This is a genomic window from Thalassovita sp., assembly GCF_034670005.1.
Taxonomy (GTDB): domain Bacteria; phylum Pseudomonadota; class Alphaproteobacteria; order Rhodobacterales; family Rhodobacteraceae; genus Thalassobius.
In genome coordinates, this window is the sequence record NZ_JAXMOH010000006.1 from 104,312 (window position 1) to 117,032 (window position 12,721).

The 12,721-nt window shown below is 61.5% G+C and carries 13 protein-coding genes and 1 pseudogene; 9 read left to right on the forward strand and 5 right to left on the reverse strand.

Translation table 11 applies throughout. The features are described from left to right. Window positions 1–51: 51 nt before the first annotated feature. From VOI23_RS12235 to VOI23_RS12245, 3 genes are read left to right on the forward strand one after another with little or no spacing between them, the layout of a single operon-like run. Window positions 52–636 carry an RNA polymerase sigma factor gene (locus VOI23_RS12235; RefSeq protein WP_323785124.1) on the forward strand — a complete coding sequence of 195 codons (585 nt, stop codon included), beginning with the start codon at window positions 52–54 and terminating at the stop codon, window positions 634–636. Beyond that, window positions 629–991: a hypothetical protein gene (locus VOI23_RS12240; protein WP_323785125.1), complete on the forward strand. Its 363-nt coding sequence runs from the start codon at window positions 629–631 to the stop codon at window positions 989–991. The genes VOI23_RS12235 and VOI23_RS12240 overlap by 8 nt, the downstream gene beginning before the upstream one ends. A 4-nt stretch (window positions 992–995) precedes the next feature. Continuing rightward, a complete protein-coding gene (locus VOI23_RS12245; protein ID WP_323785127.1) occupies window positions 996–1,541 on the forward strand; it encodes a periplasmic heavy metal sensor in 546 nt (181 codons plus the stop codon). On the opposite strand, the gene VOI23_RS12250 is transcribed toward VOI23_RS12245, so the two are convergent. Next, on the reverse strand, window positions 1,522–2,829 hold the full coding sequence (locus VOI23_RS12250; RefSeq protein ID WP_323785128.1) for a diguanylate cyclase domain-containing protein: 1,308 nt from the start codon (window positions 2,827–2,829) through the stop codon (window positions 1,522–1,524). The genes VOI23_RS12245 and VOI23_RS12250 overlap by 20 nt on opposite strands. Before the next feature lie 118 nt (window positions 2,830–2,947). Here VOI23_RS12250 and VOI23_RS12255 point away from each other — a divergent pair, with 118 nt between their 5' ends. Beyond that, complete coding sequence (locus tag VOI23_RS12255; protein ID WP_323785129.1) at window positions 2,948–3,232, forward strand: DUF3572 domain-containing protein; 285 nt, start codon at window positions 2,948–2,950, stop codon at window positions 3,230–3,232. 69 nt (window positions 3,233–3,301) lie between these two features. Here the strand turns inward: VOI23_RS12255 and VOI23_RS12260 are convergent, their stop codons facing one another. Next, the gene (locus VOI23_RS12260; RefSeq protein ID WP_323785130.1) at window positions 3,302–3,757 is read right to left on the reverse strand and encodes a MarR family winged helix-turn-helix transcriptional regulator; all 456 of its coding nucleotides are present in this window, start codon (window positions 3,755–3,757) and stop codon (window positions 3,302–3,304) included. Between the two features lie 110 nt (window positions 3,758–3,867). Here VOI23_RS12260 and VOI23_RS12265 point away from each other — a divergent pair, with 110 nt between their 5' ends. The 3 genes from VOI23_RS12265 (at window position 3,868) to VOI23_RS12275 (ending at window position 6,256) form a co-directional block, all read left to right on the forward strand. Continuing rightward, on the forward strand, window positions 3,868–4,566 hold the full coding sequence (locus VOI23_RS12265; RefSeq protein WP_323785131.1) for an HAD family hydrolase: 699 nt from the start codon (window positions 3,868–3,870) through the stop codon (window positions 4,564–4,566). 126 nt (window positions 4,567–4,692) lie between these two features. Then, window positions 4,693–5,295, forward strand: a complete 603-nt coding sequence (locus VOI23_RS12270) for a heme NO-binding domain-containing protein (protein ID WP_323785132.1) — start codon at window positions 4,693–4,695, stop codon at window positions 5,293–5,295. Continuing rightward, a complete protein-coding gene (locus tag VOI23_RS12275) occupies window positions 5,279–6,256 on the forward strand; it encodes a sensor domain-containing diguanylate cyclase (protein WP_323785133.1) in 978 nt (325 codons plus the stop codon). The genes VOI23_RS12270 and VOI23_RS12275 overlap by 17 nt, the downstream gene beginning before the upstream one ends. Before the next feature lie 56 nt (window positions 6,257–6,312). Here the strand turns inward: VOI23_RS12275 and VOI23_RS12280 are convergent, their stop codons facing one another. Continuing rightward, on the reverse strand, window positions 6,313–8,331 hold the full coding sequence (locus VOI23_RS12280; RefSeq protein WP_323785134.1) for a hypothetical protein: 2,019 nt from the start codon (window positions 8,329–8,331) through the stop codon (window positions 6,313–6,315). Window positions 8,332–8,469: 138 nt separating this feature from the next. Between VOI23_RS12280 and VOI23_RS12285 the strand changes: the two are divergent. Beyond that, window positions 8,470–9,018, forward strand: a pseudogene (locus VOI23_RS12285) (thiamine pyrophosphokinase); the annotation flags it as partial. 13 nt (window positions 9,019–9,031) lie between these two features. On the opposite strand, the gene VOI23_RS12290 reads toward VOI23_RS12285, so the two are convergent. After that, on the reverse strand, window positions 9,032–10,015 hold the full coding sequence (locus tag VOI23_RS12290; protein ID WP_323785135.1) for a DMT family transporter: 984 nt from the start codon (window positions 10,013–10,015) through the stop codon (window positions 9,032–9,034). Window positions 10,016–10,077: 62 nt separating this feature from the next. Beyond that, a complete protein-coding gene (locus tag VOI23_RS12295) occupies window positions 10,078–11,451 on the reverse strand; it encodes an L-serine ammonia-lyase (protein WP_323785136.1) in 1,374 nt (457 codons plus the stop codon). 232 nt (window positions 11,452–11,683) lie between these two features. On the opposite strand from VOI23_RS12295, the gene VOI23_RS12300 reads away from it, so the two are divergent. Then, on the forward strand, window positions 11,684–12,703 hold the full coding sequence (locus tag VOI23_RS12300) for a Hint domain-containing protein (RefSeq protein WP_323785137.1): 1,020 nt from the start codon (window positions 11,684–11,686) through the stop codon (window positions 12,701–12,703). Window positions 12,704–12,721: the final 18 nt, after the last annotated feature.

Below are 12,721 nucleotides of genomic sequence, written 5' to 3' on the forward strand. Positions count from 1 at the left end.
TTCCAGAGACGGATTGCCACGATTGCGGGAACACGCTACGCCAGCGGGACGATGACTATGGCCCTTGACGCCTTAAGCGATGTATCGGACGACGCTTTGCTCGTCCTGTTCGCCAATGGGGATGCGGATGCTGCCCGGTTGCTGAATCTGCGGCTGACGCCGCGTGCCTATGCGCAGGCCATGCGGATGCTTCGAAACCGGGCCGAAGCCGAGGACGTGGCGCAAGACGCGATGATGCGGCTTTGGAAAATCGCGCCGGAATGGCGTCAGGGCGAAGCCAAGGTGACAACATGGCTTTATCGCGTGGTGGCCAATCTGTGCACCGACCGGCTGCGCCGGCAGCGCAGCGTTGCGATTGATACGATCCCCGAGCCGGAAGACGGCCGCGCCAGCGCCGCCGACGGAATTCAGGACGCGGCCCGTATGAATGCGTTATATGCGGCACTTGACGAATTGCCTGAACGGCAAAGGCAGGCGGTGGTCCTTCGCCATATCGAAGGTCTGGGCAATCCCGAGATTGCCGAGATACTGGAAATAAGCACCGAAGCGGTTGAAAGTCTGACCGCACGGGGAAAACGGGCGTTGGCGGCCATTCTGGCGGGGCAGCGCGAAGAATTGGGATATTCCGATGACTGAACGGGATCTTGACACTCTGGAGCTTCTTTTCGATGCCGCACGGCATCAGGCTGATGACCCGTCTGCGGATTTGATGCAGCGCGTGCTGGACGATGCCCTGACCGAACAGCGGCGTCAGGGCGTCTCGGTTTCGGGCGGGGTGGCGCGCCCGCGGTTATTGCGCCAGTTTCTGGCGACGATCGGCGGCTGGCCTGCCGTGGCAGGATTGGCAACCGCCAGCGTGGTCGGGCTGTGGATCGGGGTGAATCCACCCGCGACGGTGGCAGATACGGCCGAGGCCTATCTGTCCAGCGGTGCGGACAGCTATCTGGTGGACATGATGCCCGGGTTCCAGTTTGATTTGGCGGAAGGGTAAAGCGATGGACGCGCAGCAAATGCAAAAGCCGGTTAAAAACGGATCGCCGCGAGTGTGGGTGCGGATCGTGCTGTTCACCTCGCTGGCTTTGAACCTTGCGGTGCTGGGCGTGGTGATCGGTGCCTTTGTCCGGTTCGGGCCGCACCGGGACGGGCCGCCGTCGCGGGCCGATCTGGTGGGCGGGGCCTATACCCATGCGCTGTCCCCGGCGGATCGCAGGAAAATTGGCCGTGAACTGATGCGGGAGCAATATAACACCCTGCCGACCCGCAGCGCGCGGGCGGCCGAGTATCAGAAAATGCTGACCGCATTGCGCGCGCAGCCTTTCGATCCCGGCAAGGTGGCCGAGGTTTTGCAGCGGCAACGTGACTTCGGTCGCAAACGGGCCGAACTGGGGCATAAGCTGTTTTTGCAGCATCTGACCGATATGACCGCCGCCGAGCGCGCGGCCTATGCCGACCGGTTGGAACAAGGCGTGAAACGTCACGACCGCGACGACCGACGCCCGCCTCCGGGGCATGTCCGGTTGTTCAAGCGGCCGGCCGACTGAGCGTTACCTGATTGCGACCATCCGCCTTGGCACCATAAAGCGCCTGATCGGCCTGTTCCAGCAACAGCTCGGCGCTTGTCTGGGGTTTGGAGGTCTGGGTGTCATAAATCGACAGGCCGATACTGACCGTCACCGGGACCGGTTGTGCCAGTTCGGGCAGGTCGAACGGGGTCATGCCGATTGCGGTACAGATCCGGCACGCAGATGATCGCGCTGTGTCGGTGGATACATTCGGCATGGCGATCAGGAATTCTTCGCCGCCGATCCGCGCCAGCAGGTCGCAGGGCCGCATCAACCGGTTCAGCCGCCGCCCAATGGTTTTGAGAACCTCGTCGCCAACCGCATGGCCATGAGAATCGTTGATTGTCTTGAAATGATCGATATCTGCCAGCATGACCACCAGAGGCTGTTGCGTGGCCGCGGAAGTTTCGACCATCTTGCCCAGCTGGGGCAGGGCATATCGGCGGTTATAAAGACCGGTCAACGGATCTATCAACGCGGCGCGCAGCCCGTCGCGCACCGAATGGTGCAGCCGGTCGGCCAGATGCTTGCGGCGCGCCAACTTGGTCAGGCGCAGTACCGCTTCGTCGTCGTCGAACCCGTTCAACAGGATGTCACTGGCCCCCAGATCCAGCGCATCGGCTGCCAACGTATTGTCACCGTTCCCGATCACGGCCAGAAACATCGTGCGCCGCATTGCCGGCTGGGCATGCAGCCCGGCCAACAGGGACAGGCCGCTTTCGGGGTTATGACCGTCGATTCCGATGATCAGGATGTCGGGCACGCCCTGTGTTTTGATATCGCTCATCAGTGTGTGTGGCGTGTGACAACTGACGATGTGACGCGGATGCAGGCGGAGGGGCTTTTTCCACATCATCGCGCAGGTGTAATCTTCGGTCACGATGCCGACACGCAGCGCAGGCAGGTAGGGCGCGATCGGTTCGCCGAAGCCAAGGGCCCGGTTGGAATTTTCCCGCAGATACTGTTCCTCGGCGCCGCAGCTCAGCCCCGAAATCAACGCTGATCGGTTGGCGATTGGCAGGATCAGCACGACCGGACGATCGCCACCGCTTTCGGCGATCTTGATCTTCTTGCAGAATGTTTCGCCCGTCATGTCGGGCAAGGCGGCGCTGACCAGGACCAGATCGGGCTGTTCGCGTTCGACGATTGCCATCGCTTCGGCACCGCTACCGGCCTGGCATACGATATAGAAGGCCGCCGACAATTTGGCCCGCAGAACGATCCTGTTGGCAGAATTCCCGTCAACGATTAAAATCTTGCTAGGCATAACAGGGCCTGTTGCTGAAAAGCCGTCTGAATACGGTCGGAAAATACGATTTCTTGTTTGCAACAGGGTTTCATGAGAATGGTTAAGAAACCGTTCTCTTCCGATTAAGAGTTTGAATATGACACTGAATTCCGACGCTGCCGAAACCCTTGCTTTGCAGGCTTTGGCCTGGCTTGTCGGCAATGACGACCTGTTGCCCGTTTTCATGGGCGCGACCGGGGTATCGGTCGATGATATCAAGCAAAATGCGACCGACCCCGAGGTTCTGGGATCGGTTCTGGATTTTCTGCTGATGGATGATGCCTGGATTGTTGCCTGCTGTGCGGCGCTGAATTTGCCCTATGAACAGCTGCGCCAGGCCCGCGCGGCGTTGCCGGGCGGGCAACAGGTGAATTGGACCTGACCGGTACGGGCAGGCAATGACCGCGGCGTTCCGGCGGGATCGGTGTCGCGGGGCCGGACCCGCGCCCGGTCAAAGCGTCTTCAGCGGCCCTTCATAGGCGACCGACAGCTTTGACAGCAGCCGCTCAAGCTCGGTTTCCTCGACTGGCGTCAGAACCTCGGACAACGCGGCGGCATTTTCACGGGCAAAGGGCGTGCCCTTGCGGATCAGGTCGCGGCCCTTGTCGGTCAGCATCACATGCCGGGTGCGCCGGTCCCGGGTTCCGTTGGACCGGTCCAGCAGCCCCTCCGCTTCCATGATCCGCAAAGCGCGCGATGTGGCTGTGCGGTCTATCCCGACAAAATCCGCGATTTCAGAAGGTTGAGCCAAATTCTCATTGCCGACGGCCAACAGGATACACCATGTTGTGCGGGTCAGGCCCAGCGTTTTCAAATTCTCGTCCAGCCGGCGTTCGAGCAGACGCGCGGCGATGGATAAATGATATCCAAGCGATTGATGCAGGCGGTAGCGGGTGTCATTTTCCATAGCCGCTTACCCCACCGGATCGTCGACCGAGAGTCAAGCAACGCGCGGCTTGTTTTTCGGTCGGGATCGGGGCAGCTTGGCCTCAGGGCAGTGGAGGATCGGGGCGCAGCATGAAGATCGCGGGGATTTTATTCGACAAGGACGGCACGCTGTTTGATTTCAGGGCCACCTGGGATGTCTGGGCGGTTGATCTGATCGCCGACCTGTCGGCTGGTGACGCCGGCCTGGCGGATCGGATCGCCGAGGCGATTGCGTTCGATCTCGTCAACCGGCAATTCCTGCCGCACAGCCCGGTGATCGCCGGAACCAATCGCGAAGCCGCCGAATGCGTCGCCTCTGCCTTGCCGATGCACCGGGTCGAAGATCTGGAAATCGTCCTGATCGAAAGCGCTGCCAATGCCCCTTTGGCCCCTGCCGTGCCATTGCCCGCGCTTCTGGATGGTCTGGCCCAGCGTGGATTGGCGCTGGGTGTTATGACCAATGATTCCGAACAGGCGGCACGGGCGCATCTGAGCCATGCCCGGATCGACGGCAAACTGGATTTCATTGCCGGTTTCGACAGCGGTTTTGGCGCGAAACCCGCGCCCGAACCCTTGTTGGCCTTTGCCTCCCAGACAGGATTGTCGCCGGAAACCGTGATCATGGTGGGCGACAGCACCCATGATCTGTTGGCCGGGCGGCGCGCCGGAATGCACACGCTGGGCGTCCTGACCGGGATCGCCCCAGCCGAAGAACTGTCGCTGCTGGCCGATGCGGTATTGCCCGATATCGGCCATATCCCGGCATGGCTGGACGCTCTGACGGTCTGACGGTCTGAGGCACGGCGCGGGCGATTTCCTTTGCAACGGATTTGCCACGTAAAACCTGCCCCGGTTCGCGAATTGTTAAACCTTTGACCGCCAGACTGCCCGCATGGAAAAAGGGGCGGCTTAGGTATGCACGGATTGATAAACCGCGCACTCCAGTGTTTTGTGCGTGACACCTATGGCGAAGACAGATGGTTGGATGTTGCCCGCGCGGCCGGTCTCGATCCGCCCCGGTTCGAATCGATGCTGACCTATGATGACGCGCTGTTTTCCGATACATTGGCCGCACTCAGCCGGTCACTTGGGAAATCGAAAGATGATGTGATGGAAGATGTTGGCACATATCTGGTATCCCATCCGCATGTCGAAGCGTTGCGCCGGCTGCTGCGTTTTGGCGGCGTGACTTTCGAGGAATTCCTGCACTCTCTTGACGATTTGCCCGAACGGGCGCGGTTGGCGGTGCCCGATCTGGACCTGCCGCAGCTGGAATTGCGGGATTGCGGCCCTGATCGCTATCTCTTGGTCTGTCGCAGCCGTCACCCCGGCTTCGGACATGCGATGCTGGGGATATTGCGCACTATGGCCGATGATTACGGTGCGCTGGTCATACTGGACATCGAACGTCAGGAACCGGGGGTTGATGTGATTTCGGTTTCTCTGGTGGAACGCGCCTTTGCACAGGGGCGCAGTTTCGATTTGGGCGCACGGGGGATCAATGCCGACGACTTGTGATACTGCCCTTTCAGAACTGCTCGACACGCTGGTGCCGATGCATTTGCAATTGGACGGCGAAGGCCGGATCATCCATGTCGGTCCGACCCTGACGAAACTTCGCCCGGGGGTCGATCTGATCGGGGAGTCGGTGTTCGATCTGTTCGACATTCAGCGCCCGGGCAATATCAGCACGATGGCGGCGCTGATGGCGCGGCTGCGCGCGAAACTGCATCTGCGGTTCAGGCAGGACCCCTGCACCGCGCTCAAGGGGGTGCTTTCCCGGTTCGGGGATACGTTGGTGCTGAACCTGTCCTTCGGTATTTCGGTGCAGGATGGCATTCGCGATTATGCGCTCACCGCGTCCGATTTCGCACCAACCGACATGACCGTCGAAATGCTCTATCTGTTCGAAGCGAAATCCGCCGCGATGGATGCCAGCCGCAGGCTGAACGCGCGGTTGCAGGGGGCCAAGATCGCGGCCGAGGAACAGGCCTATACCGACACGTTGACCGGGTTGAAAAATCGCCGCGCGATGGACCACGTGTTGGCCCGGCTGATCGCAAACCGGGCCGCATTCGCTCTGCTGCATCTGGATCTCGATTTTTTCAAGCAGGTCAACGACACGATGGGCCATGCGGCGGGGGATCAGGTGTTGCAGCAGGTGGCGGGGATCATGGTCGAACTGACCCGGCAGCAGGACACGGTTGTGCGCTATGGCGGCGATGAATTCGTGCTGATCCTTGCCGGACCGACCGACAAACATGTGCTGCAATCGGTGGCGGAACGGCTGATCGCACGGCTGGAACAACCCATCCATATCGACGGCAAATCCTGCGCCGTATCGGCCAGTATCGGCATCGTCCGGTCGGTGGATTATGACCGTCCGGAACCGGAACGGATGCTGTCGGATGCCGATGCCGCGCTTTATGTGTCCAAACGCAATGGCCGGTCCCAGCTGCATTTCCATGGGGCAGACTGAAAGCACCCGGCGGTGGGAACCGCCGAGTGCATGTGCAATCGGACTGTGGCGCGCTGTCAGCCGGTCGCGCGGTTTTTCGGCTTGAACCCGATCTGGTCGGAAACGGTGAACCGGCCGCCTTGCAGCTTTTCGATCTTGCCCTGGCGCAGCAGTTGCCCGAATGACCGCAGCCCGTCTTCGCGGCTGAACTGGTTTTCTTCGACCTGGCGGGCCTTGTTCATCAGTTGCGGGCGCGAAAACTGTTCGTGGCCCTCAACATAAGACAGATAGGCCGCCGCCGCTTCGAGCAGATCAGGCAGCTTTTCCGCGCCCATGGCTTCGGCGAATTCCGCAAAGCTGCCATAGGCCGAAACATCGGCCTGACTGGCGGAACTTTCGGCGGCCGGTTTCAACGAAACGCGGCGCGGTCTGATCTTGATCGGGGCTGTAACCGGGGCCGCTTCGACCGGCGCATCGATACGCTGCGACGCGACCAGCTTCAGCGGCGCCGGGCGCGGCGCTTCGGGCCGTTCGGCATGGGCTTGCGGGCGGACCGGGCGGCGCGGGCGCACAACGCTGTCAAGATCGTCGCGGAAGGCGTCGACGCTGTCATCGCCGCGTTTCAGCCCGCCACCCGCTTCGGTTTCGGCGCGGGTCGCTTCGACGGCGGCGCGCAGATGGGCGATGGCGTTGCGGCGATGCGCCCCTTCGGGATTGTCCATTTCCGACTGGGTCTTTTCCATCAGCCGCGACACATCGGGTTCTTCCAGCTGGGCGCGTCCGGGTTCTTCTTCCTCTGCCGCAACCGCGGCCGTTTCGGGCTCTTCTTCTTCCGCTGCGGCCGTTTCGGCCTCGTCATCTTCGGCAAAGATCGAGCGCACGTCGTCAGCTTCAAGCTCTTCGTCCGCGTCGCCGAATTCGGCTTCGACCTCGGCCAGTTCACGCAGCAGGTCGGCTTCTTCTTCCGGGCTGAGCGAACTTTCGGCTTCGACCTGTGCGACGTCGGTTTGCTCTTCCAGATGGCCGTTTGAAAGCGCGGCCTCGAAATCGCTACGCTTCATCTTCAGCACCCGGACGGGGCGGGCCGGTGGCGTGGTTTCGGCGGCCGGCGCAGCGTCGTCCTCGGCGGTCTCGTCCGCCTCGGCCTGTTGCATCGCTTCGGATTCAGGTTCGGCCTCATCCTCAACGGCTGCTTCCTCTTCGGCCTTTTCGGCGTCTTCGGCCTTGGCCTGCGCAACCGCGTCGAGGATCGAAGAAAAATTGTCGTCCTCGACCTCTTCTGCCGCCAGTTCGGCCTGATCGTCGGCTTCGATCACCTCTTCGATCTCTTCGGCCGCTGCGGCCAGGAAATCTTCGGCATGTTCGTCTTCGGTATAGTCGGTTTCGACGGTCCGGCTATTGCCACGCGACACCACGGCGCGGATGCGCTGCAATTTGGCGGCGACGCTGCTGTCATCGAGCAGACTGACAGCAGCGTCGGCACTGGGCGCAGCCGGAAGGGGTTCCGGTTCTGGCTGCGCCGGTTCGGCAATGGTTTCGGTCAGGGCGATGTCGGTCGTGGCCGCGGCGTCTTCTGCCATGTCGGGTGTCATTTCAGGACCTGTGGCGTCTTCCACGGTTTCTGAGACCTCCGGTGCGGGGGCTTCCGGTGCCGCACCGGGTTCCTCGACCGGTTCTTCGGTGGCGTTTTCTTCGACCGCCTCGACCGGGGCAGCGGCGTCGACAGGCGCTTCGATCTCTGTATCGGCTTGGTCGGTCGCAACCGGTTCCGATGGTGCGGCATCCGAAGCCGGTACCGGGGCCATTTGCGCGTCCGGGTCGGCCTCCGCCGCATCGGGCTTGGCCTCCGCGGTCAGAACAAAGCCGCCGCTTTCTTCGCGGGCCTGAACCCGCCGGGCGATTTCGCGCTCCGCGATCCGGGCCAGCATTTCGGCATCCGGCGTCGGCGGTTCGGCCCCGAAATAACGATCATCCGCTGCCAGGTCGCGGAAATATTCCGCAATCGCTTTCATCGTGTCGAAGGAGTCATCGAAGCCTTCAAGCGTACATGAAAACGTGCCGTAGGAAACGGTCAAAACTTTATTGTTGGAAACCATTGGTACTCGCCTTCCATTGCCTCTGACTTAGCTGTTTACCATGCACATCCCGTCAAAAGCTGATCGAATCTTAGATATTTACCGTATCATTTTGTGTCCATATTGTGATCTGTTTCCATTCAGGCCAGTAATCACGCTATGACTGATGCTATTGTTCGTTCGCCTTCCCCTATTACGCTGCTTGGTGCAGGAAATGTGCCGCCCGGGGCTTTGGCGGCTGCATTAACCTTGGCTCCGGGGGTTGTCTGCGCCGATGGCGGCGCTGATGTGGCGCTGGCCAACAGGTTGGACCCGCTGGCCGTGATCGGCGATTTCGACAGCCTGTCAGATCGGGCGCGCAATGCCATCCCCCCGGATCGCCTGCATCCGATTGCCGAACAGGAAAGCACCGACTTCGACAAATGCCTGCGCCATATCGCGGCCCCGCTGGTGCTGGGCGTCGGTTTCGATGGCAGCCGGATCGACCATCAACTGGCCGCGTACAACGCTTTGGTCCGGCGGCCCGACCGGCGCTGCATCCTGTTGAGCCGCGAACTGATCACATTCGTCGCCCCGCCCGAACTGCGCCTCGACCTGCCGGTTGGAACGGTGCTGTCGCTGTTCCCGATGGCGCGGGTCGAAGGGCGCTCAAACGGGCTGCGCTGGCCGATCGAAGGGTTGAAATTCGCCCCCGATGGTCGCGTCGGGACGTCGAACGAAGTCAGCGGCCCGGTGCATCTGTGGGTCGACGATCCGCGAATGCTGGTGATGGTGCCGCTGTCGGAGTTGCCACAGGCGGTATCGGCGGTCCTGGCTGCACCAGCGTGGCCCGTTCGCGCAGAATGATGTAGATCCCCGCGCTGACCGAAATGGTGATACCGATTGCCGCCAACCCGTTCGGCAGGTCGGAAAAGATCAGCCAGCCGACAAAGGCGGTGATCGGCAATTCGACATATTGGATCGGTGCCAGCGTGGTCGAAGGCGCATAGCGCAGCGACCATGTCATCAGCAAATGCGCCAATGTCCCGATCAGCCCCATCGTGGCCAACAGGACCCATTCGGTCAGGTTCGGCCATGCCAGATCATCGCCCGGCCCGATCCACAGGTAATACACGGCCAAGACAGGCAGCAGCAGCGCCACCGCCATTGCGCCCGACACAACCTGCAACGCCATTGGGTCGATATCCTTCGACACCGACCGGGTGATCAGAATGAAAAAGGCGAAATTCACCGCCACGGCCAGTGGTAGCAGGGCCTGCCACCCCACCTGCTGAAAGCTCGGCTGAACGATCAGCAAGGTTCCCGCAAACCCCACCGCACAGGCGGCAAGCCGCCTTGGCCCGACTTCTTCTTTCAGGATGAACTTGCCCAGAAGCAGCATCAGGAACGGCAGCACAAAGGCGATGGCAATCGCATCGGCCAGCGGCAGCACCCGCAGCGCCGACACCATCAACCCGATCCCGAGAATGTGCAGCAACGTACGCAGGAACGCCAGCCACAGCACCCGGCGGCCGGGGGTGATAACGCGCTGCATGCTCAGCACCAGCGGTGCCAAGATTACCATCTGCGCGACAAAGCGGATCAGCACGATCAGGCTGATCGGCAGAGTCTGGCCCAGAATCTTGGCGATCGCATCGGCAAACGGGGCCAATGCGGAAAAGCTGAGCATCAAAGCGATACCGAGAAGGGGGCGGTCCTGTGACATCGCCGCAGATTAGAAACCGGCCCCGGCGCTGGCAATGCCGTATAAATCCGGCCCGCCCGGGATCAGCAATTGGGCACGTTCACAGCCAGTCCGCCAAGCGAGGTTTCCTTGTAGTGTTCGTGCATGTCGCGCCCGGTCTGGCGCATGGTTTCAATCGCCGCATCCAGCGGCACGAAATGTTCGCCGGTGCCGCGCATTGCCAATGACGCGGCGCTGACCGCCTTGATCGCGCCCAAAGCGTTGCGTTCGATACAAGGCACCTGCACCAAGCCTTTGACCGGATCGCAGGTCATGCCCAGATGGTGTTCCAGCGCGATCTCGGCGGCGTTTTCGATCTGCTCGGGCGTGCCACCCAATACGGCGCACAGCCCGGCTGCCCCCATCGCGGCGGCGCTGCCGACTTCGGCCTGACACCCGGCTTCGGCCCCCGAAATCGATGCGTTATGCTTGATCAGCCCGCCGATGGCGGCCGATGTCAGCAGGAAATCGTCGATCCGTGTCAGGCTTGCCCCCGGCACATGATCGAGCCAATAGCGGATAACGGCGGGCATCACCCCGGATGCGCCATTGGTGGGGGCGGTCACGACCTGCCCGCCGGCGGCGTTTTCTTCGTTCACGGCGATGGCATAGGTGCTGATCCAGTCATTGATCACATGCGGCGCGGACAAATTCAGGCCACGCTCAGCCAACAGCGCCTCATGGATCGCTTTCGCCCGTCGTTTGACGTGCAAACCGCCGGGCAATTCGCCTTCGGTCGTTAATCCGCGTTCGATACAGGCATCCATCACCTGCCAAATTCGGGTCAGCCCGGTTTTCAGGTTCTGCTGACCGCAGCGCGATGCCTCGTTGGCGGTTTTCATCGCCGCGATGGTTTTGCCGGAATTTTGCGCCATCTCCAGCATTTCAGCGGCGGTCTTGAACGGGTAGGGCACCGGCGCGCCCTCGTCGGTATTCTTGCCCGCCGCCAGCTCGGCCTCGGTCATCACGAAACCGCCACCGATGGAATAGAAGGTCTCGCGCAAGATCACGTCGCCCTGTTTGTCGGTCGCCATCAGCACCATGCCATTGGCATGGCCCGGCAGCGGCGGACCATAATCGAACACAAGGTCGGTTTCGGGATCGAAGGTCAGCACCGGCAGGTCCGCCGGGGTCACGGTCTTGGTGCGCCGGATGTTCTCCAGCGCGGTCTCGCTGGCGGAAAAATCATAGCTCTCGGGCTGGAACCCGGCAAAGCCCAGAATCGTGGCACGGTCGGTGGCGTGACCGACCCCGGTAAAGGCCAGCGATCCGTGCAACGACGCGCGCAGCCCGGCAAATTCGAACGGCGAGGCGCGCATCATGTCCAGAAACCGCGCCGCCGCCACCATCGGCCCCATCGTATGGGACGAAGACGGACCAACGCCGATCTTGAACATGTCGAAAACCGATAGGAACATTCCCGGCCATCCCTTCTTGCAGCGCCTGTGATGTCAGAAGCCTAGCGTCGCCCGTCCCCAACCGGCCACAGAAAAACGACCCATGCGGGAACAAACGCGCATCCCGGGCCGCAATCGGGCATTCAGGAAATATCAATATCCGCTGTGTCATTTTTTATCGACAGGCCGATCCCGGCGGTCCCGATCCGCCCCGGGGTTTCGTGATGACTTCGAAAACTGCAGCAGGGGACCCATGCCGACACTTTCAGCCCTAGGGGCAAATGATCTTAACCTGTCCGGCCCCGACCCATTCCTGTCAGGAACCGGACGCAATACCAGCAGTTTCGACAGCACCACTTTCACCGTGAATGCCGATGCATGGACAGACCTGAGCCTGCGCGACAAGGATCTGGATTTCGAGGATGAAGATCATCGTCAGAGGCTTGCGACTGATACCGAATTTGCAGGACAAACATGGTCCCGCGGCACCGTTGTCACCAATGAATACAGCTATATCGTGCGCCCGGCCGGATCGACTGCCCCCGATGCCGAAGTGACACTGTATGTGCTCGATTTCGATGGCCAGATCACCGGCGTCGCCTCCGATAGCCGTCTGGTGCCCGGGATCACCTATGAAATCATCCCGGGCGGCAGCGATTATCCGACGGTCCGTTATTCCGATCTGGCAATATGCTTTGCCCCGGGGACGCAAATCCTGACCACCAAAGGATATCTGCCGGTGCAGCATCTGCGCGAGGGCGACAGGGTCGAAACGCTGGATGACGGGCCGCAACCTCTGGCCTGGATCGGAGCGCAGGACATGCGCGGCATCATGGCCTTTGCGCCGGTGCGCGTCGGCAAGGGGATATTGGGCAATTCCCGGCCCTTGCTGTTGTCGCAACAGCACCGGGTTCTGATCCGGCCGGGGCAGGGCATTATCCTGTCCCAGCGCGAAGAAACGCTCGTGCCGGTCAAATCCCTGATCGGGCAACGCGGGGTGACTTTGGCGCCGCGGGCCAGGATCAGGTATTACCACCTGTTATTCGACCGGCATCAGGTCATCTGGGCCAACGGGGCGCTGACCGAAAGCCTGCTGCCGGGCCCGATGGCGATCCGGGCGCTCAGTACCGAGGACCGAACGCGGCTGTTCCGGACCTTTCCCGATTTGCAGCGGACCCCGGACTGGCCGCCGGCGCGCAATCTGCTGCAACCGGCGCAATACCGGCGCCTGACCCGAAAACAGCACGAATTGTTGTCACAGGGTGTTTGGTAAGCGTGGTTTCACCAGTCC